Annotated in this window: 20 protein-coding genes; 14 read left to right on the forward strand and 6 right to left on the reverse strand. The window is 64.4% G+C overall.

Features of this window, described 5'->3' with window-relative positions; translation table 11 throughout:
• Positions 1–458: 458 nt before the first annotated feature.
• Together AWB78_RS09770 and AWB78_RS09775 are read left to right on the forward strand one after the other, a co-directional pair.
• A complete protein-coding gene (locus AWB78_RS09770; RefSeq protein ID WP_062604358.1) occupies positions 459–1,790 on the forward strand; it encodes an Nramp family divalent metal transporter in 1,332 nt (443 codons plus the stop codon).
• Between the two features lie 136 nt (positions 1,791–1,926).
• Positions 1,927–2,130 carry a DUF1289 domain-containing protein gene (locus AWB78_RS09775; RefSeq protein WP_062604359.1) on the forward strand — a complete coding sequence of 68 codons (204 nt, stop codon included), beginning with the start codon at positions 1,927–1,929 and terminating at the stop codon, positions 2,128–2,130.
• Positions 2,131–2,324: 194 nt separating this feature from the next.
• Here AWB78_RS09775 and AWB78_RS09780 read toward each other — a convergent pair whose 3' ends face one another.
• The 4 genes from AWB78_RS09780 to AWB78_RS09795 all read right to left on the reverse strand — a co-directional run bounded on the left by AWB78_RS09780 (position 2,325) and on the right by AWB78_RS09795 (position 8,161).
• Entirely contained in the window at positions 2,325–3,917 is a 1,593-nt protein-coding gene (locus AWB78_RS09780) for an ABC-F family ATPase (RefSeq protein WP_062604360.1), read from the reverse strand.
• Positions 3,918–4,117: 200 nt separating this feature from the next.
• Positions 4,118–5,563 carry a threonine synthase gene (gene thrC, locus AWB78_RS09785; protein ID WP_062604361.1) on the reverse strand — a complete coding sequence of 482 codons (1,446 nt, stop codon included), beginning with the start codon at positions 5,561–5,563 and terminating at the stop codon, positions 4,118–4,120.
• An 11-nt stretch (positions 5,564–5,574) separates the two neighbouring features.
• Entirely contained in the window at positions 5,575–6,897 is a 1,323-nt protein-coding gene (locus AWB78_RS09790; RefSeq protein ID WP_062604362.1) for a homoserine dehydrogenase, read from the reverse strand.
• A gap of 25 nt (positions 6,898–6,922) precedes the next feature.
• On the reverse strand, positions 6,923–8,161 hold the full coding sequence (locus AWB78_RS09795) for a pyridoxal phosphate-dependent aminotransferase (protein WP_062604363.1): 1,239 nt from the start codon (positions 8,159–8,161) through the stop codon (positions 6,923–6,925).
• Positions 8,162–8,618: 457 nt separating this feature from the next.
• Between AWB78_RS09795 and AWB78_RS09800 the strand changes: the two genes are divergently transcribed.
• The 12 genes from AWB78_RS09800 to AWB78_RS09855 all read left to right on the forward strand — a co-directional run bounded on the left by AWB78_RS09800 (position 8,619) and on the right by AWB78_RS09855 (position 21,529).
• Positions 8,619–8,993, forward strand: coding sequence for an Mth938-like domain-containing protein (locus tag AWB78_RS09800; protein WP_062604364.1), 375 nt, complete (start codon positions 8,619–8,621; stop codon positions 8,991–8,993).
• A gap of 373 nt (positions 8,994–9,366) precedes the next feature.
• The gene (locus AWB78_RS09805) at positions 9,367–11,040 is read left to right on the forward strand and encodes a glycosyltransferase family 39 protein (RefSeq protein WP_062604449.1); all 1,674 of its coding nucleotides are present in this window, start codon (positions 9,367–9,369) and stop codon (positions 11,038–11,040) included.
• A gap of 97 nt (positions 11,041–11,137) precedes the next feature.
• A complete protein-coding gene (locus tag AWB78_RS09810; RefSeq protein WP_062604365.1) occupies positions 11,138–11,509 on the forward strand; it encodes an SMR family transporter in 372 nt (123 codons plus the stop codon).
• Positions 11,510–11,561: 52 nt separating this feature from the next.
• Entirely contained in the window at positions 11,562–12,731 is a 1,170-nt protein-coding gene (locus AWB78_RS09815; protein WP_062604366.1) for a DegT/DnrJ/EryC1/StrS family aminotransferase, read from the forward strand.
• Between the two features lie 20 nt (positions 12,732–12,751).
• Positions 12,752–13,786, forward strand: coding sequence for a glycosyltransferase (locus tag AWB78_RS09820; RefSeq protein ID WP_062604367.1), 1,035 nt, complete (start codon positions 12,752–12,754; stop codon positions 13,784–13,786).
• Positions 13,783–14,769, forward strand: coding sequence for a formyltransferase (locus tag AWB78_RS09825; protein ID WP_062604368.1), 987 nt, complete (start codon positions 13,783–13,785; stop codon positions 14,767–14,769). Before AWB78_RS09820 ends, AWB78_RS09825 begins: the two co-directional genes overlap by 4 nt.
• Positions 14,766–15,812, forward strand: a complete 1,047-nt coding sequence (locus AWB78_RS09830) for a bifunctional UDP-4-keto-pentose/UDP-xylose synthase (protein ID WP_062604369.1) — start codon at positions 14,766–14,768, stop codon at positions 15,810–15,812. The genes AWB78_RS09825 and AWB78_RS09830 overlap by 4 nt, the downstream gene beginning before the upstream one ends.
• A 15-nt stretch (positions 15,813–15,827) precedes the next feature.
• Complete coding sequence (locus AWB78_RS09835) at positions 15,828–16,724, forward strand: polysaccharide deacetylase family protein (protein ID WP_062604370.1); 897 nt, start codon at positions 15,828–15,830, stop codon at positions 16,722–16,724.
• A gap of 76 nt (positions 16,725–16,800) precedes the next feature.
• Positions 16,801–17,262, forward strand: coding sequence for a peroxiredoxin (locus AWB78_RS09840; protein WP_062604371.1), 462 nt, complete (start codon positions 16,801–16,803; stop codon positions 17,260–17,262).
• Between the two features lie 399 nt (positions 17,263–17,661).
• Positions 17,662–19,509, forward strand: coding sequence for a PhoH family protein (locus AWB78_RS09845; protein ID WP_062604372.1), 1,848 nt, complete (start codon positions 17,662–17,664; stop codon positions 19,507–19,509).
• 196 nt (positions 19,510–19,705) lie between these two features.
• Positions 19,706–20,665: a C40 family peptidase gene (locus tag AWB78_RS09850; RefSeq protein ID WP_062604373.1), complete on the forward strand. Its 960-nt coding sequence runs from the start codon at positions 19,706–19,708 to the stop codon at positions 20,663–20,665.
• 57 nt (positions 20,666–20,722) lie between these two features.
• Positions 20,723–21,529, forward strand: coding sequence for an SDR family oxidoreductase (locus AWB78_RS09855; protein ID WP_062604374.1), 807 nt, complete (start codon positions 20,723–20,725; stop codon positions 21,527–21,529).
• A 48-nt stretch (positions 21,530–21,577) separates the two neighbouring features.
• On the opposite strand, the gene AWB78_RS09860 is transcribed toward AWB78_RS09855, so the two are convergent.
• Both AWB78_RS09860 and AWB78_RS09865 read right to left on the reverse strand, forming a co-directional pair.
• On the reverse strand, positions 21,578–22,588 hold the full coding sequence (locus AWB78_RS09860) for an inorganic phosphate transporter (protein ID WP_062604375.1): 1,011 nt from the start codon (positions 22,586–22,588) through the stop codon (positions 21,578–21,580).
• 94 nt (positions 22,589–22,682) lie between these two features.
• The gene (locus tag AWB78_RS09865) at positions 22,683–23,309 is read right to left on the reverse strand and encodes a DUF47 domain-containing protein (RefSeq protein WP_062604376.1); all 627 of its coding nucleotides are present in this window, start codon (positions 23,307–23,309) and stop codon (positions 22,683–22,685) included.
• Between the last annotated feature and the right edge of the window lie 134 nt (positions 23,310–23,443).

Here is a 23,443-nt window from a genome sequence, read left to right on the forward strand (position 1 = left end):
TCCCATCGCCGGTCTGGCCCGCGACTCCCTTTAAAACCCCGAAAACTACCACTAAACACAAGCGCGACAAAAAATAATGCGCGGCGTGTCGCGCAAAATGTACACGCCCTCACGCCATGCGCCCGCGCAGCTCCGGCATACGGTATTTGCCGGCCGCGACCGCTGCTCGAGGCGGCCGTAAAGACCGCGCATTTTAGCCCCTAATCGACCCCGGCGGCACCTCAGAAAACCACACTCGGCAAAGTGACACGGACGCGTAAGCCCGATGCAATGTCATTATTCATGATCGGCCTCCAGCCCCGCGATGACGGGCGCCCCGAGCCTGACGAATAGCCAGCGGAACGGTTGTTGCGAGCCAATTCGACGTGCGCCGCCCACAGCGGCGTCTTCTGAACCGGCAACGCACGCGCAGACGACCGACTCGCCGCCGTTGCATCGCTATCGAGGCCGCTTCCCGCATGAATACCAATCCGTCCGTGCTCAGCCGGCTTTCCGCCGCGAAATCCGGCACGCAGCGGCCCGCCCGCGAGGACACGACGCCCGCCCCGCGTCCGCGCGGACGATGGACCTCGTTCGCGGGCGCGGGCGCCCTCGTCGCCGTCGGCTACATGGACCCCGGCAACTGGGCGACGGCGCTGTCGAGCGGCGCGCGCTACGGCTATTCGCTGCTCGTCGTCGTGTTGCTCGCGAGCCTGATGGGCATGCTGCTGCAATGGGTCGCGTCGCGTGTGGGCGTCGTGACCGGGCGCGATCTCGCGCAGCTGTGCCGCGAACGCTACGGCCCGCGCACGACGCTCGTGCTGTGGATCGCGTGCGAAATCGCGATCATCGCGTGCGACGTGGCGGAAGTCGTCGGCAGCGCGGTCGCGCTTCAGTTGCTCTTCGGCCTCTCGCTCGTCGCGGGCGTGCTGATCTCGGCGGTCGCCACCTTCGCGATGCTCGCGCTGCAAAGCCGCGGCAAACGCCCATTGCAGCGCGCCGTGACGGTGCTGATCCTGTTCGTGAGCGTCTGCTTCGTGGTCGAGCTCGCGCTCGCGCATCCGGTCTGGGCTGAGGCGCTGCGCGGCCTCGCGCCGTCGCGCGAGCTGGTGCGCGACGCCGGCATGCTGTGGCTCGCGGCCGGCGTGCTCGGCGCGACGGTGATGCCGCACAACCTCTATCTGCACTCGGCGCTCGTCAAGGAGCATGCGAACGCCCGCGACGACGCGGCCATCGGGCACGCGCTGCGCGGCGTCAACATCGACACGTTCGCGTCGCTCGGGCTCGCGTTCATCGTCAACGCATCGCTGCTGGTGGTCGCGGCGGCGGTGTTCCACGCGGCCGGCCACACCCAGGTCGACGATCTCGCCGATGCGCACCGGCTCATCGCGCCGCTCGTCGGCAGCCATTGGGCGAGTGTCGTGTTCGCCGCCGCCCTGCTCGCCTGCGGGCTGAATGCGACCGTGACCGGCACGCTGGCCGGTCAGGCGGTCATGGAAGGCTTCCTGCGCCTGAAGGTGGCGCGCTGGGCGCGGGCGCTTCTGACGCGCGGTCTCGCGATCGGGCCCGCGCTCGTTGCGGTTGCGGGCTTCGGGCAGCACGGCTCGAACGCGCTGCTCGTCGCGACACAGGTGGTGCTTAGCCTGCAATTGCCGCTCGCGGTGATTCCGCTCGTGCGCTTCGCCTCCGATGCAGGCCTGATGGGCCGATGGCGCGTCACGCGGGTGCCGCTCGCGCTGGCGTGGTCGTGCGCGGGCGTGATCGTCGCGTTGAATGGCGCGATGCTGTGGCAGGCGGTGGTTTCGGAGTAACGCCGCCCCCGACGACATCAGCGGCATCACCGGATCGCGCGAATAGGCTAAAGTATCGCGCTGAGTTTTTTTCGAATTTGACCGTCGCGTTATCGCCCTTTTTTCCCCGCGATGACGCGGCTTAGAGCTTGCCTTCATGTCTTCGAATCTTCACGATCTTCCTGACAGCCCCTGTATCGGCGTGTGCTCCACGCTGTTCGACGAAATCTGTAAGGGCTGCGGCCGCACGGCGGGCGAAGTGTCCAACTGGGTGTTTCTTTCCGATGAGGAAAAGCGCGCGATCTGGGAGCGCATCACGCGCGAGGGAACGGCGATGCGGTTCCGGAACGACAGGCTGTGAACGCCCGTCCGCCAGCCGGATAAGATGACAATCGGCGGACCCGGAGAGCCGTATCCGCCTCCGTCATGGCGAAACCCGGGATGGGCTGCCGATGCGGGGTTGCCGGTTTCCCGACACAACAAAACCGGTACGCTTCCACGCAAAAAAAGCCGCAAATGCGGCTTTTTTTGCGAAATGCGGCTGGAGGCGCGGACTTACTGAATCCCCTGACTCAACAGGAAATCCTCGTAATTCCCGCCGAAGTCGCGCAACGTGCCATCGGTCTTCACTTCGATGATCCGGTCCGCCAGCCCGCTCACGAACTCGCGGTCGTGCGACACGAAGATCAGCGTGCCTTCGAACTTCTCGAGCGCGATCTGCAGCGATTCGATCGACTCCATGTCCATGTGGTTCGTCGGCTCGTCCATCAGCAGCACGTTGTGGCGGCCGAGCATCAGCTTGCCCCAGATCATGCGGCCCTTCTCGCCGCCCGACAGCACCTTCACGTTCTTCTTGATGTCGTCCGCGTTGAAGAGCAGACGGCCGAGCGTGCCGCGCATCATCTGCTCGTCGTCGCCTTCCTTGCGATACTGGTCGATCCACTCGGTGAGCGTTTCGTCCTTCGGAAACTCTTCGTAGGTGTCCTGCGGCATGTAGCCGACGTTCGCGTTCTCCGCCCACTTCACGTTGCCGGCGTCGAGATCGAGCGCGCCCTTGAGCGACTTGAGCAGCGTCGTCTTGCCCGCGCCGTTCTCGCCGATGATCGCGATGCGCTCGCCCGGCTGCACGCTGAGATCGAAGTTCTGGAAGATCGTGCGGTCGTACTTCTTCGTGATGCCTTCCGCGACCACCGCGATGTTGTGCAGCTTCTTTTCATACTCGAAGCGGATGAACGGATTCTGACGCGACGACGGCTTGAATTCCTCGATCTTGATCTTGTCGATCATCTTGAGACGGCTGGTCGCCTGACGCGCCTTCGACTTGTTGGCCGAGAAGCGGCGCACGAAGTCCTGCAGGTCGGCCACGCGCTCCTTCGCCTTCTGGTTCGCGGCCTGCTGACGCTCGCGCGCCTGCGTCGACGCCAGCATGTAGTCGTCGTAGTTGCCGGGCCAGACCTTCAGCGTGCCGTAATCCATGTCCGCCATGTGCGTGCAGACCTGGTTCAGGAAGTGCCGATCGTGCGAGATGATGATCATCGTCGAGTTGTACTGGTTGAGGATGTCTTCCAGCCAGCGGATCGAGTTGATGTCCAGGTTGTTGGTCGGCTCGTCGAGCAGCAGCACGTCGGGCTTCGAGAACAGCGCCTGCGCGAGCAGCACGCGCAGCTTCCAGCCCGGCGCGACGTTGCTCATCGGGCCATTGTGATCGTTGATGTCGATGCCGATGCCGAGCAGCAGCTCGCCCGCGCGCGCCTCGGCCGTGTAGCCGTCGTATTCGGCGAACCTGGCTTCGAGATCGGCGGCGCGCATGTAGTCGTCGTCGGTCGCGTCGGGGTTCGCGTAGATCGCGTCGCGCTCGGTCATCGCGGCCCACATTTCGGTGTGGCCCATCATCACGACGTCGAGCACGCGCATGTCTTCGTACGCGAACTGGTCCTGGCGCAATTTACCGAGACGCACGTTCGGCTCGAGCGCGACGTTGCCGGAGCTCGGCTCCAGATCGCCGCCCAGGATTTTCATGAAGGTCGACTTGCCGCAGCCGTTCGCCCCGATCAGTCCATAGCGGTTTCCTTCGCCGAACTTGACCGAGATGTTCTCGAAGAGGGGCTTGGGCCCGAATTGCATGGTGATATTGGCGGTAGACAGCACGGCGCGTCCTTTTGAATGGGGTACGACGAAAAACCTGAGATTTTAACAGCTTTTGGCGGGGTTTTGCCCGATGGCGCAATTCCGGCGAACCGCGCCCGAATGCGGCGCGCATGCCGCATCATGAAAAAAGGGCGCAGCCGATGCGGCCGCGCCCCATGCGTTCCGAAGGCGATCCGCACGAGGCGGATGCGCCTCTCGCGTTATGTGCGCTCGGCGATGAACGCCTTCACGACGCCTGCATCCGCAGGAACGATATCGAACCTTTGTGGCAGTTTTTCAAGTCCGACGAACGCCGCCGGCCGTTCCGGCTCGCGATTGAGCGCCTCGCGGATGGTCTCGCCGAACTTGATCGGCTGCGCGGTTTCGAGAACGATCATCGGCACGCCGGGCTTCAGGTTCTCGCGCGCGACCTTCACGCCGTCGGCGGTGTGCGTGTCGATCATCGTCTGATAGCGCTCGAAGACGTCGCGGATGGTTTTCACGCGATCGTCGTGCCCGCTCTTGCCCGACACGAAGCCGAACGCCTTCACGCGCGCGAAGTCGCCGCTCGCGGCCAGATCGAAGCCGCCCTTCTCCTCGACGTCGCGGAACAGTTGCAGCACGCGCGCCGGATCGCGGCCGAGCAGGTCGTACACGAAGCGCTCGAAGTTCGACGCCTTCGAAATATCCATGCTCGGCGACGTCGTGTGATACGTCTCCGCCGCGCCGCGCACGCGATACACGCCGGTCTTGAAGAACTCGTCGAGCACGTCGTTTTCGTTCGTGGCGACGACGAGCTGATCGATCGGCAGGCCCATCATGCGCGCGATATGACCCGCGCACACATTGCCGAAGTTGCCCGACGGCACCGTGAACGACACGCGCTCGTCGTTGCTTTTCGTGGCCGCGAAATAGCCCTTGAAGTAGTACACGACCTGCGCGACGACGCGCGCCCAGTTGATCGAATTGACCGTGCCGATCTTGTGCTTGGCCTTGTACGCGTGATCGTTCGACACGGCCTTGACGATGTCCTGGCAGTTGTCGAAGTTGCCTTCCACGGCCAGATTGAAGATGTTCGGATCTTGCAGCGAGAACATCTGCGCGGTCTGGAACGCGCTCATCTTCTTGTGCGGCGACAGCATGAACACGCGCACGCCGGTCTTGCCGCGCATCGCATATTCGGCGGCGCTGCCGGTGTCGCCCGAAGTCGCGCCGAGGATATTCAGCGTCTCGCCGTGCTTCGCCAGCGCGTACTCGAACAGATTGCCGAGCAGTTGCATCGCCATGTCCTTGAAGGCGAGCGTCGGGCCGTTCGACAGTTCCAGCAGCGACAGCGTCGTGCCGTTTTCCTCGCCGAGGGTCTTCAGCGGCGTGATCTGCACGGCGCTCTCTTCATGGCGCACGTTGCTGTACACCTGCGCGGTGTAGGTCTTGCGCGTGAGCGAGCGCAGGTCGTCGGCGGGAATGTCGTCGCTGAACTTCGACAGCACTTCGAACGCGAGGTCCGCGTACGACAGCGTGCGCCAGCGCGCGAGCTCATCGGCGCTGACCTTCGGATACTCGTTCGGCAGATACAGGCCGCCGTCCTTCGCCAGGCCGCCCAGCAGGATGTCGGAAAACGTGTGGCGCTCGTTCGTGCCGGCGCCGCGCGTCGAGATGTAGTTCATCGTGCTTGCCCTTAGTTGAGCGCTTCCATGCGCAGCTTCGTCACCTTCGAGACCACGGTGGACAGCGCCTCGATCTCCGCGATCGCCGCGTTCACGTTCTTCTCCAGCGTCGCGTGCGTGATGAGGATGATGTCCGTCTCGCCCTTGTTCGCGCCGTCGACTTCCTCCGATTCCTTCTGCAGCAAGGCATCGATGGAGATGGCCTTGTCGGCCAGAATGCGCGTGATGTTCGCGAGCACGCCCGTCACGTCCGCGACGCGCAGACGCAGGTAATAGCCGCTCGTCACTTCGTCGATCGGGAGGATCGGCGTGTTGGAGAGGCTGTCCGGCTGGAACGCCAGATGCGGCACGCGATGCTCCGGATCGGCTGTATGCAGGCGCGTCACGTCGACGAGATCCGCGACCACGGCCGAAGCGGTCGGCTCCGCGCCGGCGCCCTTGCCGTAGTACAGCGTGGTGCCGACGGCATCGCCGTGCACGACGACCGCGTTCATCGCGCCTTCGACGTTCGCGAGCAGGCGCTTCGCCGGAATGAGCGTCGGATGCGTGCGCAACTCGATGCCCTTCTCCGAGCGGCGCGCGATGCCGAGCAGCTTGATGCGATAGCCGAGGTCCTCGGCGTATTTGATGTCGATGGCCGCGAGCTTGCTGATGCCTTCCACGTACGCGCGATCGAACTGCACCGGCACGCCGAACGCGATCGCGCTCATGATCGTGACCTTGTGTGCGGCGTCGACGCCTTCGATGTCGAAGGTCGGATCGGCCTCGGCGTAACCGAGCTCCTGCGCGGCTTTCAATGCGGTCGCGAAGTCGAGCCCGCGGTCGCGCATTTCCGAAAGAATGTAGTTCGTCGTGCCGTTGATGATGCCCGCGATGTACTCGATGCGGTTCGCGGTCAGCCCTTCGCGCAGCGCCTTGATGATGGGAATGCCGCCCGCCACCGCCGCTTCGAACGCGACCATCACGCCCTTCGCGCGCGCGGCCTCGAAGATTTCCGTGCCGTGCACCGCGAGCAGCGCCTTGTTGGCCGTGACGACATGCTTGCCGTTCGCGATCGCGCGCAGCACGAGTTCACGCGCGAAGCCGGTGCCGCCGATCATTTCGCACACGATATCGATGGAAGGATCGTCGACGACGGCGTTGAAGTCGTCCGTCACCGCGATGCCTTCCTGCTTCGCGGCTTCGGCCTTCGCCGGCGTTCGCACCGCGACGCGCGTGATTTCGATGCCGCGTCCGGCGCGTCGTTTGATTTCTTCCTGGTTACGGCGCAGCACCGTGAAGGTGCCGCTGCCGACCGTGCCGAAGCCCAAGAGTCCTACTTTGATCGGTTCCATGCAGCGCGAGTCTATAAAAGAGAAATTAAGCGGAATGTCGTTTGCGATAGCCGTCGAGGAAGCGCGCGATGCGGTGAATCGAATCCGCGAGATCGTCGACGTTCGGCAGGAAGACCACGCGGAAATGATCCGGTGTCGGCCAGTTGAAGCCCGTGCCCTGCACGAGCAGCACACGCTCCTCGAGCAGCAAATCGGTGATGAACTGCTGGTCGTCCTGAATCGGGTACATCTTCGGATCGAGCTTCGGGAACATGTAGAGCGCGGCTTGCGGCTTCACGCAGGTCACGCCCGGAATGGCCGTGAGCATCTCGTAGGCGAGCTCGCGCTGCTTGAAGAGGCGCCCGCCCGGCACGATCAGGTCGTTGATGCTCTGATAGCCGCCGAGCGCGGTCTGGATCGCATACTGGCCGGGCACGTTCGGGCACAGTCGCATCGATGCGAGGATGCCGAGGCCTTCGAGGTAATCCTTCGCGCGGCGGCGGTTCTCTTCGATCAATCCGGAAATCGCCATCCAGCCCGCCCGATAACCGCACGACCGGTAGCTTTTCGACAGGCTGTTGAACGTGACCGTGATCACATCCTCGGACAGCGCGGCCATCGACGTGTGCGTCTTGCCGTCGTAGACGATCTTGTCGTACACCTCGTCCGCGAAAATGATCAGCCCGTGCTCCCGCGCGAGCGCGATCAGGTCGAGCAGCAGCTCGTCCGAGTACAGCGCGCCGGTCGGGTTGTTCGGGTTGATGACGACGAGCGCCTTCGTGTTCGGCGTGATCTTCGCGCGGATGTCGTCGAGATCGGGCATCCAGCCGTTGCTCTCGTCGCACATATAGTGGCGCGGCGTGCCGGACGACAGGCTCACGGCGGCCGTCCAGAGCGGGTAGTCCGGCGCCGGGAGCAGCACTTCGTCGCCGTCGTTGAGAAGCGCCTGCATCGCCATCACGATGAGCTCGGACGCGCCATTGCCAATGTAGATGTCGTCCAGCTCGACGCCCGTCACACCCTTTTGCTGCGTGTAATGCATGATCGCCTTGCGCGCGGCGAACACACCCTTCGAATCCGAATAGCCCGACGAGCCCGGCAGATTGCGGATCATGTCCTGGATGATCTCGTCCGGCGCCTCGAAGCCGAACGGCGCCAGATTGCCGATATTGAGCTTGATGATGCGATGGCCTTCCTCTTCGAGGCGCTTCGCGTGTTCGAGCACGGGCCCGCGAATGTCGTAGCAGACGTTTTGCAGCTTGTTGGATTTGAGAATCGGTTTCACGCTGGCGCTCTGGGTCTTGGGTGGTGATGCGGACTGGTTTTTGTTGGTGCCGATCAGGCGCGGCCCGGTATTCCGCACAGCCAGCCCCGCGCGCGGGCAGCGGATGGGCGGGGTGCAAGGAACCGAGGTTGAAGCCTGAAGGCGGCTCGCCCGGACGACTCGCTCGTCTCCGAGCGCCGAACGATGCATTTTAGACGCCGCGCCAGGTAAGGCATGGGCGATGCGGACCGGATTGCGTGTCGGAGGCGGCTTGTGGCGGCACGCGAGCGCAACGGGCGGCGCACGAGCGAGGCCGGCAGCCGGAAAGTTATAATTTACTGATTATGGCCCAGTTCCGCAATGCACCAAAGGAACGCGCCGGCCGCGGCGGAAATCGCGGTTCGCATGCACGCGCCCACCGGTTGGCATGGCTGCGCGGACGCCGGGCCTCTCCTCTTTCCCTTGCCGGATCACTGTTTTGAAACTTCACCAGGATTCCAACAGCGCGCTCAACACCATAACGAGCTACGGAGACGGTTTCGTGGCGGTCAATCTCGAAAGGCACGAAGGCAGCGTGATCATCATGCCCCAGACGCCCGTCGCGGCGTGGCCGGTGTCATCGTTCGATGCGCTCACGCCCGAGCACTTCGATGCGCTCGTCGAGGCCGCGCCGGAAGTCGTCATCTTCGGCAGCGGCGCGCGCCTGCGCTTTCCGCATCCGCGTCTCACGGCGCAACTGGCGAAGCATCGCATCGGCGTCGAGACGATGGATTTCGGTGCCGCCTGCCGCACCTACAACATCCTGATGTCGGAAGGCCGGCGCGTGGCCGCCGCGCTCCTGATCGAAGCCTGACGACATTCCTAAGGAAACGCTAAGGAAGCGCTGGCAGACTGCCGCCGCCCGTCAGAGATCGGCGCAGCCCGGACTGTCGCGCGCCGATTTTACGAGTGTCGGCCGGTCGTGCGCTAAACTCCCGCCCGGCGTTCGCTTTCCGGGGCGCCTCGGGCATGGCGCGGACGGATTCGGCGGGCATTCGCCGGAATGGTTTCGCCGCGCAAATCCGGCCGCCGATGGGGCGCGCGTAGCGCGCGGCGGGCCGGGTTTGCGAACTTGCAGCGAAAATGCGTGCCTGAGCATGCGCAAGCGGCATCGTCGCGCTGCCCGCATTCATCGCCCATTTCGTTTCACTAGCGCCGCGCATCGCGGCATCGGACAGGTCGACTTCATGAACGATACGCCTTCGCGGCTACCGCTCACACGTCTTTCGCTCATTCTTCTGGTTCTCGCGCTCGCGATCATCTGGTTCGCGCCGCTGGGCTATCGCCATCTCGTGCCGAGCGACGAAGGCCGCTACGCGGAAATGGCGCGCGAGATGTTCATCACCGGCGACTGGATCACGCCGCGCTACAACGGTTACAAATACTTCGAGAAGCCGCCGCTCCAGACCTGGGCGAATGCGCTCACGTTCGCGTGGTTCGGCATCGGCGAATGGCAGGCGCGTCTCTATACCGCGCTCACGGGTTTCGCGGGCGTGCTGCTCGTCGGCTACACGGGCACGCGCGTATTCAACGCGATGACCGGCTTCGCGGCCGCGGTCATTCTCGCGACCTGCCCGTACTGGAACCTGATGAGCCACTTCAACACGCTCGACATGGGTCTCGCGTTCTGGATGGAGCTGACGCTCTGCGCGCTTCTGCTCGCCCAGCGCCCCGGCCTGCCGACGCGCGAGGTGCGCCTGTGGATGTGGCTCTGCTGGGCCGGGATGGGCGCGGCGGTGCTCTCCAAGGGCCTGGTCGGCCTGATCCTGCCGGGCGCGGTGCTCGTTCTCTATTCGCTCTTCGCGCGCGACTGGGCGCTCTGGAAGCGGCTCTACATCGGCAGCGGGCTGATCGTGTTCCTGATCGTGACGGGCCCCTGGTTCGCGCTCGTTCAGATGAAGAATCCCGAGTTCTTCGACTTTTTCTTCATCGTCCAGCAGTTCAAGCGCTATCTGACGCCCGAGCAGAATCGCCCCGGCGCGTTCTATTACTTCGTGCCGGTGCTGATCGTCGGCTTTCTGCCGTGGCTGTCGATCGCCTTTCAGAGCGTGCGCCACGGCCTGAAGACGCCGCGCCAGCCCAACGGCTTCGCGCCCGTCACGCTGCTGCTCGTCTGGTCCGCGTTCATCTTCCTGTTCTTCAGCGCGTCGCATTCGAAGCTCATTTCCTACGTGCTGCCGGTCGCGCCCGCGATCGCGCTCGTGATCGGGCTCTATTTGCCGTCGCTGACGAAGCCGCAGTACCGCATGCATCTGATCGGCTACGCGGTGTTCCTGATCGCGGCGGCGTTCGGCGCGATCTTCCTCGGCCGGGCGGGCAGCGCGAACACGCCCAACGCGCTGTATCGTGCGTTCCAAGTCTGGGTCTACGCGGGCCTCGCCGTCGCCTTCGTCGTGACGCTGCTCGCGCTCTGGCTGAACCGGCGCAGCGTGCTCGCCGGCGCGGCGGGACTGGGCGCGGCATGGCTGCTGCTCGGCACTATCGCGGGCTCGGGACACGACGTGTTCGGCACGCAAAGCTCGGGCGTGAACCTCGTGCCGGCCGTGAAGGCCGCAATGGCGAAGCTGCCGCCCGACACGCCGTTCTATTCGATCGCGAAGCTCGATCACACGATGCCCTTCTATCTCGGCCACACGATGATCATGGTCGGCGAGGCCGACGAGCTGACCTTCGGCGTGCAGACCGAGCCGCAGAAATGGGTGCCGAGCATCGACGAGTGGGTCACGCTGTGGGATTCGAAGCGCTACGCGCTCGCGCTGATGCCGCCGGGCCGCTACGACGAGCTCGCCGCGCGCCACGTGCCGATGCAGGTGATCGCACGCGACGAGCGCCGCGTGATTGTGGAGAAGCCGCAGCCGTGAGCCATTTCACCCCCGCTTGCGCCGATGCTGCGGCGCACGATCGTTCGGCATCCGCCGATGAACCGAGTATCCTTGTTCCGCATTTGAAAAACGCGCGATGAACCCGATTTCCTTTATTTGCATCGTCATCGGCGTATCGTTGAACGCGTGCGCCCAGCTTCTGCTCAAAGCCGGCGTGAATGCGGTGGGCCATTTCGACTTCACGCCCGCCAATATCATTCCGGTCGGTTTCAAGATCGCGACGCAGCTGCCCATCATCGGCGGGCTCGCGTGCTATGTGCTGAGCGTCGTCGTGTGGATCGTCGGGCTGTCGCGGGTGGATGTGTCGATCGCCTATCCGATGCTCTCGCTCGGCTACGTCGTCAATGCGTTCGCGGCGTGGTATCTGTTCGGCGAAGTGCTGTCGATGCAGCGGCTCGTCGGCATCGGCATCATTCTCGTCGGTGTCGTCGTGCTCGCGCGCGGCTAGTGGGCCGCATCGCGGCTTCGCCCGGATCAATCATTTTTTAAGCGCATAGTCCATGACTCAAACAACGCGGCCGTTTCTGCCTTTCGTGAAGCCCGAGATCGACGAGGAAACCATTCAGGGCGTCGTCGACGTGCTCCGCTCCGGCTGGATCACCACCGGCCCGCAGAATCAGCAGTTCGAGGCCGAGTTGTCGGCGTATGTGGGCGGCCGCCCGGTGCGCGCGTTCAATTCCGGCACCTGCACGATGGAGATCGGCCTGCGCATCGCGGGCGTCGGCCCGGGTGACGAAGTCATCACCACGCCGATGACCTGGGTGTCGACGGCGAACGTGATCATCGAAGTGGGCGCGACGCCGGTGTTCGTCGACATCGATCCGGTCACGCGCAACATGGACCTGAACTTGCTTGAACGTGCGATCACCCCGCGCACGAAAGCGATCATGCCGGTGTATCTGGCGGGCCTGCCGGTCGATATGGACAAGCTCTACGAGATCGCGCGCGCCCACAAGCTGCGCGTGATCGAGGACGCCGCGCAGGCGTTCGGCTCGACCTGGAAAGGCAAGCGCATCGGCGCGATCGGCGACATCGTCTCGTTCAGCTTCCACGCGAACAAGAACGTCACGTCGATCGAAGGCGGCGCGCTCGTCATGAACAACGAGGACGAGGCGGAGCTCGCGCGCAAGTACCGGCTGCAGGGCATCACGCGCACGGGCTTCGACGGGATGGACTGCGACGTGCTGGGCGGCAAGTACAACCTGACCGATGTCGCGGCGCGCGTCGGGCTCGGCCAGTTGCGCCAGGTCGAGCGTTTCACCGAGAAGCGCCGGCAGCTCGCGCGCGCGTACTTCGACGCGTTCGAAGGCGGCGCTGCGGTGAAGCTCGGCGTCGGTCTGCCGCCGGAGAATTTCACCGACAGCAACTGGCACATGTTCCAGATCGCGCTGCCGCTCGAGAAGCTCGGGCTCACGCGCGCGGCGTTCATGGCCGAGATGAAGGAGCGCGGCATCGGCACGGGTCTGCATTACCCGGCGCTGCATCTCTTCACGCTGTATCGCGCGCGCGGCTTCAGGGAAGGCATGTTCCCGCACGCGGAGCGCTACGGCGCATCGACGGTCACGCTGCCGCTCTTCACGCTGATGAGCCCGGACGATGTGACGTACGTCGTGAAATCGATCAATGAGATCTGCGAGCAGTTCGCGGACCACAGCAAGAGCCACGGGTAACCAAGGACAACCAGCGCAACATGAGTCATATGGATTTTCCGGCGACCTCCCCCGAGCTTTCGGTGATCATCCCGGTGTACAACGAGCAGGAAGGGCTCGCCGCCCTCTTCGAGCGCCTCTATCCGGCGCTCGACGCGCTCGGTACGTCGTACGAGGTGATCTTCATCAACGACGGCAGCCGCGACAAATCGGCGGCGCTGCTCGCGCAGCAATTCCACGTGCGGCCCGACACCACGCGCGTCATTCTGCTGAACGGCAATTACGGCCAGCACATGGCGATCCTCGCGGGCTTCGAGCAGTCGCGCGGCGAGATCGTCGTCACGCTGGATGCCGACCTGCAGAATCCGCCGGAGGAAATCGGCAAGCTCGTCAGGAAGATGCGCGAGGGCTACGACTACGTCGGCACGATCCGTCAGCAGCGTCAGGACAGCCTGTGGCGCAAGAAGGCGTCGCGCGCGATGAACCGTCTGCGCGAGCGCATCACGAAGATCAAGATGACGGATCAGGGCTGCATGCTGCGCGCATACAGCCGCCATATCATCGATACGATCAACCGCTGCGGCGAGATCAACACGTTCATTCCGGCGCTCGCGTACACCTTCGCGCAGAATCCGATCGAAGTCGATGTCGCGCACGAGGAGCGTTTCGCCGGCGAATCGAAGTATTCGCTCTACAGCCTCATCCGCCTGAACTTCGATCTCGTCACGGGTTTCTCGGTCGTGCCGCTGCAATGGCTGTCGTTCATCGGCGTGATTCTTTCGGTCGGCTCGGCGGGCCTGTTCCTGCTGCTGTTGATTCGCCGCTTCATGTTCGGCGCGGAAGTTCAGGGTGTGTTCACCCTGTTCGCCATCACGTTCTTCATGCTCGGCGTGATCATCTTCGCGCTCGGGCTGCTCGGCGAATACATCGGCCGGATTTATCAGCAGGTGCGCGCGCGTCCGCGCTATCTCGTGCAGACGATCCTCGAGGAGCGCGAAGGCCTGCCCATGACGGCCAAGCCGCTTCCGGACCCGGTCCAGCGCGTGGCCATCGTCCGCGAGGAAGACGGCCAATGAAGCCGCGCGCAGTCGTCTTCGCGTATCACGACGTCGGCGTGCGCTGTCTGCAGGTGCTGCTCGCGCGCGGCGTCGATGTCGCGCTCGTCGTCACGCACGAAGACAGCGCGAGCGAGAACATCTGGTTCGGCAGCGTCGCGCAGGTCGCGGCGGAACACGGCATCGACACGATCACGCCCGCCGATCCGAAGTCGCCCGAGCTTCACGACACCGTGGAGAAGCTCGCGCCGGACTTCATCTTCTCGTTCTATTACCGGAACATGCTGCCGGTTTCGCTGCTCTCGCTCGCGCGGCGCGGCGCCTACAACATGCACGGCTCGCTGCTGCCGAAGTATCGCGGCCGCGTGCCGACGAACTGGGCGGTGCTCAACGGCGAGACCGAGTCCGGCGCGACGCTGCACGAAATGGCGGAGAAGCCCGACGCGGGCGCGATCCTCGCGCAGACGCCGGTGCCCATTCTCCCCGACGACACCGCGGCGCAAGTCTTCGACAAAACCGTCGTCGCGGCCGAGCAGACGCTCTGGCGCGTGCTGCCCGCCCTGCTCGCGGGCGAAGCGCCGCATCTGCCGAACGATCTCGCATCCGGCAGCTACTACGGCGGGCGCAAGCCGGAAGACGGGCGCATCGACTGGACGCAGCCGGCGCAGCGCGTCTACAACCTGATTCGCGCGGTCGCGCCGCCGTATCCGGGCGCATTCACGGATATCGGCGAGCACCGGTTCATCGTCGCGCGGGCGCGGCTCGTGCCCGAAACCGGCGCACCCGGCGTCTCTCCCGAAAGACTCGGTGAGCTGCGGAGTTTGCCCCCGGGCCTAAGGGTGGCGGATAATGCGCTGTTTGGCGTCTGCGGCGATGGCCGCGTCGTCGCCATCCGCGAGTTGCGCCATCGGCCGCTCGAGGCCGAAGGCGCTCCGTCAGGCGAAGCGCGCACCGTCGATCCCGCCGAAGTCGGCCGAATCATTCAATCCTCTCGTCATTCATGAAAAAAGTTCTGATCCTCGGTGTCAACGGCTTCATCGGCCATCACCTGTCCAAGCGCATCCTCGAGACCACCGACTGGGAAGTCTTCGGGATGGACATGCAAACCGATCGCCTTGGCGACCTCGCGAATCACGAGCGGATGCACTTCTTCGAAGGCGACATCACGATCAACAAGGAGTGGGTCGAGTATCACGTGAAGAAGTGCGACGTGATCCTGCCGCTCGTCGCGATCGCGACGCCCGCGACCTACGTGAAGCAGCCGCTGCGCGTGTTCGAGCTCGACTTCGAAGCGAACCTGCCGATCGTGCGCTCGGCGGTGAAGTACGGCAAGCATCTGGTGTTTCCGTCGACGTCCGAGGTGTACGGCATGTGCACCGACGAGCAGTTCGATCCGGAAAACTCCGTGCTGTCCTACGGTCCGATCAACAAGCCGCGCTGGATCTACGCGTGCTCGAAGCAGCTGATGGACCGCGTGATCTGGGGCTACGGCATGGAAGGGCTGAACTTCACCCTCTTCCGTCCGTTCAACTGGATCGGCCCGGGCCTCGACTCCATCTACACGCCGAAGGAAGGTTCGTCGCGCGTCGTGACGCAGTTCCTCGGCCACATCGTGCGCGGCGAGAACATCAGCCTCGTGGATGGCGGCGCGCAGAAGCGCGCGTTCACCGATATCGACGACGGCATCGGCGCGCTGATGAAGATCATCGAGAACAAGAACGGCGTGGCGACCGGCAAGATCTATAACATCGGCAATCCGAAGAACAACTTCTCGGTGCGCGAGCTCGCGAACAAGATGCTCGCGCTCGCGAACGAGTTCCCCGAATACGCCGACAGCGCGAAGAACGTGCAGCTCGTCGAGACCTCGTCGGGCGCGTATTACGGCACGGGCTATCAGGACGTGCAAAACCGCGTGCCGAAGATCGAGAACACGATGCAGGAGCTCGCCTGGGCCCCGCAAGCCACCATGGACGACGCGCTGCGGAAGATCTTCGAAGCGTACCGCGGACACGTGGGCGAAGCCCGCAAGCTCGTCGAGCAAGCGTAAGCAAGAGGAAGAAGCGTGGCCCGCATCGTTCTCAAGATCGACGTCGATACGTTGCGCGGCACGCGCGAGGGCGTGCCCAATCTCGGGCGTCTGCTCGACAAGTACAGCGCCCGCGCGACGTTCCTCTTCAGCCTCGGCCCCGATCACACCGGCTGGGCGCTCAGACGCGTGTTCCGGCCGGGCTTTCTCAAGAAGGTGTCGCGCACGTCCGTGGTCGAGCATTACGGCGTGAAGACGCTCATGTACGGCGTCCTTTTGCCGGGACCGGACATCGGCCGCGAAGCCGTGTCGGAGATGCGCGCCATCCACGAGGCCGGCTTCGAATGCGGCATCCACACGTGGGACCACGTCTACTGGCAGGACAACGTGCGTGCGCGCGACCGCGAATGGACCGTCGCGCAGATGCGGCAGAGCCATGCGCGCTTCATCGAGATCTTCGGGGCGCCGCCCGTCACGCACGGCGCCGCCGGCTGGCAGATGAACGGCTACGCGTTCGAGCAGATCGATGCGTGGGGCATGCGTTACGCATCGGACGGGCGCGGCCACACGCCGTACATCCCCGTGCTCGACGGCCGCACGCTCAACCACGTCCAGATGCCCACCACCCTGCCCACGCTCGATGAAGTGCTGGGCGTCGATGGCGTCGACGTAAGCAATGTCGCGGCGCATCTGCTGGGTCGCACGGAGAACAATCCGCACGATCAGGTGTTCACGCTGCACGCCGAGCTCGAAGGCCAGAAGCTCGCGCCGGTGTTCGAGCAACTGCTCGCCGGCTGGCGCGCGCAGGGACACAGCTTCGCCACGATGGGCGATTACCATGCGGCGCTGGACCGCTCGACGCTGCCCACGTACCCTGTGACGTGGGGCGAGATTCCGGGCCGCGCGGGCGAGCTGATCGTTCAGCCGGGCTGAAAGCAGCGCGCTGTGGCGGCACGTCGTCTCGTCGCTATTTCTCAGCTACCAAATCACAACAACTGGAGAAGCCTTCGTGTCAGTCGCAGTCGACCAGCCCGTTCCCGATTTCACCGCACCCGCGACGGGTGGCGAGTTCACGCTTTCGAGCCTGCGCGGCACGAAGGTCGTGCTCTTCTTCTACCCGAAGGACAACACGCCGGGCTGCACGACCGAAAGCCTGCAATTCCGCGATCACTACGACCAGTTCAAGGCGGCCGGCGCGGAAATCGTCGGAATCTCGCGCGACAGCGTGAAATCGCACGACAACTTCAAGGCGAAGCTGGAGCTGCCGTACACGCTGGTATCGGACGGCGACGAAGCCATCTGCTCGCTCTTCGATGTCATCAAAATGAAGAAAATGTATGGCAAGGAAGTGCGCGGCGTGGAGCGCTCGACCTTCCTCATCGACGCCAAAGGCGTGCTTCGTGGCGAGTTCCGCGGTGTCAAGGTGCCGGGCCACGTAGAGGCCATCGTCGAGGCTGTACAAGCGATTTGAGGCACGTTATATTGGACCGCAATGAGCGCCTGTCCTCCCCATTCCCTTTGCCTTAGCGCGAGCCGCCGTGCGCCAGTCGGCGCGGTCGGCATGGACCCCGGCTACGTGGACTCGGCAAGGGAAAGGCGCTCTGCAGCAGAAGTGAGCCGCTGGTTCCGGTAGTCGGAACGGCGGCTTTTTTATTTGGCGTCGCACAAAAGCCACGCTTCATCGGCTCGCGCGCGGCGTGTTGCATGCAACCTCCAAGGAGCAGATCGAAACTTAGGCGAACCGGCGATTTCGACAACGAAGCGCGCCACCGGGCGCAAACTGCGGGACCCGTATCGCTTCGAGGGCGTACGAGCAGGATGCGACAGGCGGCGCACGATACACGAACCCGATTCCTTTCGAGGGAACACCATGCCTTTGCCTACCGCCCCGGCCAAGCTCGGCCATCTCCTACCGGCTGAAGAATACAAGGCCAAAGCCCGGCCTTCGAAGCAGTCGAAAAAACAAGCCGCGGCGAGCGATGACGACGCGTACGGCGCGGTCGAGACCGTCGCCGCCGAACGTCCCGCGACCAACGCCGCGCACACGCTGCGCTCGATCGCGAGCGACGTGCTGACTCAGATTCCCGCCGAAGCGCACGCGGAAGCCGTCGTGCCGCCGCCCGCGCCCGGCACCGTGCCCACGCGCGGCCGAAAATCGAAACAGACCGCGGCGCTGCTCCAGCCCGCGCCCGCCGCGCGCGCCACGCCGGGCGAAGCCGAAGTCCGCGCGGAGCGCGCCGGGACGCCCGTCGCGCCCGCGCCGGCCGCTGCCACGGAAACCCGCGCGCAGAGCAAACGCCGCAAGAGCGCGGCAGCCGAAACCGAACTGCGCAAGCTTTTCGTGCTCGATACCAACGTGCTGATGCACGATCCGAGCTCGCTCTTCCGCTTCGAAGAACACGACGTCTATCTGCCGATGATGACGTTGGAAGAGCTCGACAACCACAAGAAGGGCATGTCGGAAGTGGCGCGCAACGCGCGTCAGGTGAGCCGCACGCTCGACGCGCTTGTCGCGGACGCGGGCAAGATGACCGAGGGCATTCCGCTCGCGTCGCAAGGCAACCGCGATGCGCTCGGCCGCCTCTACTTCCAGACGACGCTCACCGATATCGAGCCGGTCCAGGGCCTGCCCGTCGGCAAGGCGGATAACCAGATTCTCGGCGTCGTGCGCGCGCTGCAGAAGGAGCGTCCGGATCGCCAGGTCGTGCTGGTGTCGAAAGACATCAACATGCGCATCAAGGCGCACGCGCTCGGCCTGCCCGCCGAGGATTACTTCAACGATCAGGTTCTCGAGGACAAGGACCTGCTCTACTCGGGCGTGCGCGCGCTGCCGCAGGACTTCTGGACCCGGCACGCGAAGGGCATGGAGAGCTGGCAGGACACCAAGACCGGCACGACGTACTACCGCGTCACCGGGCCGCTGTGCCCTTCGATGCTCGTCAACGAGTTCGTCTATCTCGAGCCGCAGAACGGCGAGCCGTCGTTCCACGCGGTCGTGCGCGAGCTGAACGGCAAGACCGCGCTCCTGCAGACGCTGCGCGACTACGGTCATCACAAGAACAACGTGTGGGGCATCACGGCGCGCAACCGCGAGCAGAACTTCGCGCTCAACCTGTTGATGAACCCGGAAGTCGATTTCGTCACGCTGCTCGGTCAGGCGGGCACCGGCAAGACGCTGATGGCGCTCGCCGCGGGCCTCGCTCAAGTGCTTGATGACAAGCGCTACAACGAGATCATCGTGACGCGCGCGACGGTGCCGGTCGGGGAGGATATCGGCTTTCTGCCCGGCACCGAGGAAGAGAAGATGCAGCCGTGGATGGGCGCCTTCGACGACAACCTCGAAGTCCTGCAGAAAACCGACGACGCCGCCGGCGAATGGGGCCGCGCCGCGACGCAGGAGCTGATCCGCTCGCGCCTCAAGGTGAAGAGCATGAACTTCATGCGCGGCCGCACCTTCGTCGACAAGTACGTGATCATCGACGAGGCGCAAAACCTCACGCCGAAGCAGATGAAGACGCTCGTCACGCGCGCGGGCCCGGGCACGAAGATCGTGTGCCTCGGCAACATCGCGCAGATCGACACGCCTTATCTGACTGAAGGCAGCTCGGGCCTCACGTATGTCGTCGATCGCTTCAAGGGCTGGACGCACAGCGGTCACGTGACGCTCGCGCGCGGCGAACGTTCGCGTCTCGCCGACTACGCGTCCGACATTCTGTAAGCGCGCGGCATTCATCGCGATGAGCGGCCCGGCGGAGCGATCCGCCGGGCCGCTTTCTTTTGTCTGAACGTTCCGCGGTTGCAACACTTACGGCATAAACTTCATGTAAATCCTCAAGACATCTTGCTGCACGCCCGTTCGGCGGATTAGTATCGGCACACTGCCCTTTCTGGCGCGTTTTCGCTCGCCTATTGCAATGCGTCGAATCTGGTTGCTGCTTCTCGTTGCCGTGGTGCTCGCCGCGTGTGGAACCGCGCCGCAGCAGACGGCGCGCAAGCCCGCCGCCAGCACGAACGCCAATCGCACCTACAAACCGCCGCCCGGCTTCCCGAATTTCGTCGATCACAGCGTCGGGCGCGAGGAAATCTCCATTCAGGCGATGTCGCTCGTCGGCGTGCCGTACCGTTGGGGCGGCAATACGCCGGACGCCGGATTCGATTGCAGCGGGCTCGTGCGCTATGTCGTCGATCGCGCGGCGTCGGTCAATCTGCCGCGCACGACGGCGGAGATGAGTTCGCGCGGCGATTCCGTCGAGCCGGACGAAATCGCGACGGGCGATCTGGTCTTCTTCAACACGACCGGGCGGCCGCATTCGCACGTGGGCATCTACGTCGGCAAATTGCGCTTCGTGAATGCGCCGTCGACGGGCGGCACCGTGCGGCTCGACTATCTGACGAATCCGTATTGGGCAAAGCGCTTCGACGGCATCCGGCGCGTTGCGGCGCCCAAGGCAGCGCCGACGCCGTTCGATGCGCCCACATACATGGCATCGCCGGCGCAGACGCCTGCGCCCGCTCCGGCGCCGGCCTACGCCCGGCAAGCAGCGCCGGCGAACGCCGACGCCTTCGAGCCGCCGCCCTCGTCCCTGAACGCGGCGCAGCGTCAGGCGCAGGCCGCGGGCGCGACCGCGCCTTCCGTCGCGACGATCAACGCGTCGTCCGATCCGATCCAGGCCGCCGCCGACGCCTTCGAGCCGCCGCCGCCGACCTCGCGCGCCGCGCGCCAGCAGGCACGCGCTGCCCAGGCACCGGCCGAACCCGCGGACTCCACCGAACCGCCCGTGCGCGTGATGCGCGCGTCCACCGGCTCGCTCGCCGCGCCGCGCCCCGCACAAAGCGACGATCCCATCGCGCGCTTCGCCACTGGCAGCAACTGACGCGCGCTGTACGTCTCTGCTATCGTGTTCCGATCATCTTCATCGGAGCGCGGCATCATGGACCTGGGACTCGCGGGCAAGGTCGTCCTGATCACGGGCGGCAGCAAGGGAATCGGATTCGCATGCGCGAAAGCGTTCGCGAGCGAAGGCGCGAAAGTCGCGATCGTCTCGCGCGATGCCGCGAATCTCGCCCGCGCCCGCGAGCAGCTGGCGAGCGCCGGTCATCACGTCCATCTCGCCCGCGCCGATCTGCACGAGGCGCACAGCGCCGAGGATGTCGTCGAGGAAGCGAGCGCCGCGCTCGGACCGATCGATATTCTCATCAACAGCGCCGGCGCCGCGCGCCGCTACGATCCGGATACGCTCGATGCCGCCGCCTACAAGGCCGCGATGGACGCCAAGTACTTCTCCTATGTCTATCCGCAGCAAGTGGTGCTGAAGCGCATGGCCGAGCGCCTGCGCAACGATCCGCAGACCGAGCCCGGCGCGATCGTCAATATCGTCGGGATGGGCGGAAAGATCGCGACGGACATCCACATCGCGGGCGGCGCGGCCAATGCGGCGCTGATGCTCAACACGGTCGGGCTGGCGCATCACTATGCGAAGCTCGGCATCCGCATCAACGCGATCAATCCGGGCGCGACGCTGACCGAACGTGTCGAGGAAGCGCTCGAACTCGAAGCGACGCGCCAGGGCATCACGCGCGATCAGGTACTCGCCGACAGCCAGGCCAAAGTGCCGCTCGGGCGCTACGCGAAGCCGGAGGAAATCGCCGACGTGGCGCTCTTTCTGGCGAGCCGCCGCGCGAGTTACGTGTCGGGCGCGATCATTCCGATGGACGGAGTGTCGTCGCCGATCATCTGACGCGCTTCGGCCCCGAAAGCGTTCGGGGCCGAAGGCAAGGTGGAACCCTTACAGGAAGCGGTGGCCGACCCACCAGCCCGCTGCCGCGAGCGCTGCGGATGCGGGAATGGTCAGAATCCACGCCCACACGATATTGCCTGCGACGCCCCAGCGCACCGCGCTGAACTTCTGCGTCGCGCCGACGCCGACGATCGCGCCGGTGATCGTATGCGTCGTGGAAACGGGAATGCCGAGGAACGACGCCATGAAGAGCGTGAGCGCCCCGCCCGTCTCCGCGCAGAATCCGCCGACGGGCTTGAGCTTCGTGATCTTCTGACCCATCGTCCGCACGATGCGCCAGCCGCCGAACAGCGTGCCCAGGCCCATCGAGAGATAGCAGAGACCGATCACCCAGATCGGCGGCGCTTCGGACGTCACGGAGGAATAGCCGGTCGCGATCAGCAGCATCCAGATGATGCCGATGGTCTTCTGCGCATCATTGCCGCCGTGGCCGAGCGAATACAGGCCGGCGGACACGAGCTGCAAGCGGCGGAAGCGCCGGTCGACCTTCGAAGGCGGCGTGCGGAAATACAGCCACGACACGAGCAGCATGAAGAACGAGCCGAGCACGAAGCCGAGCAGCGGCGAAATGAAAATGAACGCGACGGTTTTGAGCAGCCCGTCCCAGTTCAGCGATGCCCAGCCCGACTTGGCGAGCGCCGCGCCGACGAGACCGCCGATCAGCGCATGCGACGAGCTCGAGGGAATGCCGTAGATCCACGTGACGATGTTCCAGCCGATCGCCCCCACGAGCGCGCCGAAGATGACGTAGTGATCGACGATTTCGGGATCGATCGTGCCCTTGCCGACGGTCGCGGCGACCTTCAGGTGGAAGATGAAATACGCGATGACGTTGAACGCCGCGGCGAACGCGACCGCCTGCTGCGGCTTGAGCACGCCGGTAGAAACGACCGTCGCGATGGAGTTGGCGGCGTCGTGAAAGCCGTTCATGAAGTCGAACGCGAGTGCGACTATGACGAGCAAGGCGACTGCCCAAATGGCAAGTTGAATCGAATGCATCAGTTGGTTTTGTTTTGACCGGTCTGGAAATGCGCTGCCGGTTTTTCGTGCGGGCGCGCTGGCTTGCCGCGCGCCGCGGGTTCGGACGACTTGATCAGGCGTTTTCCAGCACGATGCCTTCGATGATGTTCGCGACGTCCTCGCACTTGTCGGTGATCGTCTCGAGCAGTTCGTAGATCGCCTTCAGCTTGATGAGCGTCTTCACGTCGTCTTCCTCGCGGAAGAGCTTCGACATCGCCGAGCGCAGCACGCGGTCGGCATCCGACTCGAGGCGGTCGATTTCCTCGCAGATCTTCAGGATCTCGCTTGCGCGCTTCATATCTGCCAGCAATTCGACGGCCTGCTGCACGCGCGTGACCGTGCTCGTGCAGATATGCGCGAGCTGGCTCGCCTCCGACGTCACGGAGCGCACGTCATACAGCGAAATGGCCGTGGCGACGTCCTCCATCAGGTCGAGGATGTCGTCCATCGTGGTGATGAGCTTGTGGATTTCGTCGCGGTCGAGCGGCGTGATGAACGTCTTGTGCAGCAGATCGATGGTCTCGTGCGTGAGCTTGTCGGCGCGCTTTTCGTTCGCCTGCACGTTCTGCTTGTGGACCTCGGCTTCGTCGAGGTTGTCGATCAGGAGTTCGAGCTCGCGGCTGGCATCGACCATGCATTTCGCGTGCGCGTTGAAGATCTCGAAGAATTTGCCCTCGGTGGGCATGAAACGACCGAACATGAAATTCCCGTTAAATGGGTCAGTTTTGAGGCGGACATCAAACTGACATATTGTACCTGCGCACACTACCCCGCGCACCGCGCGTGCCTGACGCGCGACTTGCGGGTGTCGCGACACATTGACAGTGGATGCGG

The organism is Caballeronia calidae, from assembly GCF_900044055.2.
Lineage (GTDB): Bacteria > Pseudomonadota > Gammaproteobacteria > Burkholderiales > Burkholderiaceae > Caballeronia > Caballeronia calidae.

What these genes read in the sequence shown, in the direction of transcription:
- AWB78_RS09770 (WP_062604358.1), top strand. Translation starts at nt 459, where the DNA reads ATGAATACCAATCCGTCCGTGCTCAGCCGGCTTTCCGCCGCGAAATCC.
- AWB78_RS09845 (WP_062604372.1), top strand. Translation starts at nt 17,662, where the DNA reads ATGCCTTTGCCTACCGCCCCGGCCAAGCTCGGCCATCTCCTACCGGCT.
- AWB78_RS09865 (WP_062604376.1), bottom strand. Translation starts at nt 23,309, where the DNA reads ATGTTCGGTCGTTTCATGCCCACCGAGGGCAAATTCTTCGAGATCTTC.
- AWB78_RS09830 (WP_062604369.1), top strand. Translation starts at nt 14,766, where the DNA reads ATGAAAAAAGTTCTGATCCTCGGTGTCAACGGCTTCATCGGCCATCAC.
- AWB78_RS09790 (WP_062604362.1), bottom strand. Translation starts at nt 6,897, where the DNA reads ATGGAACCGATCAAAGTAGGACTCTTGGGCTTCGGCACGGTCGGCAGC.
- AWB78_RS09825 (WP_062604368.1), top strand. Translation starts at nt 13,783, where the DNA reads ATGAAGCCGCGCGCAGTCGTCTTCGCGTATCACGACGTCGGCGTGCGC.
- AWB78_RS09805 (WP_062604449.1), top strand. Translation starts at nt 9,367, where the DNA reads ATGAACGATACGCCTTCGCGGCTACCGCTCACACGTCTTTCGCTCATT.
- AWB78_RS09810 (WP_062604365.1), top strand. Translation starts at nt 11,138, where the DNA reads ATGAACCCGATTTCCTTTATTTGCATCGTCATCGGCGTATCGTTGAAC.
- AWB78_RS09815 (WP_062604366.1), top strand. Translation starts at nt 11,562, where the DNA reads ATGACTCAAACAACGCGGCCGTTTCTGCCTTTCGTGAAGCCCGAGATC.
- AWB78_RS09855 (WP_062604374.1), top strand. Translation starts at nt 20,723, where the DNA reads ATGGACCTGGGACTCGCGGGCAAGGTCGTCCTGATCACGGGCGGCAGC.
- AWB78_RS09820 (WP_062604367.1), top strand. Translation starts at nt 12,752, where the DNA reads ATGAGTCATATGGATTTTCCGGCGACCTCCCCCGAGCTTTCGGTGATC.
- AWB78_RS09775 (WP_062604359.1), top strand. Translation starts at nt 1,927, where the DNA reads ATGTCTTCGAATCTTCACGATCTTCCTGACAGCCCCTGTATCGGCGTG.
- AWB78_RS09850 (WP_062604373.1), top strand. Translation starts at nt 19,706, where the DNA reads ATGCGTCGAATCTGGTTGCTGCTTCTCGTTGCCGTGGTGCTCGCCGCG.
- AWB78_RS09860 (WP_062604375.1), bottom strand. Translation starts at nt 22,588, where the DNA reads ATGCATTCGATTCAACTTGCCATTTGGGCAGTCGCCTTGCTCGTCATA.
- thrC (WP_062604361.1), bottom strand. Translation starts at nt 5,563, where the DNA reads ATGAACTACATCTCGACGCGCGGCGCCGGCACGAACGAGCGCCACACG.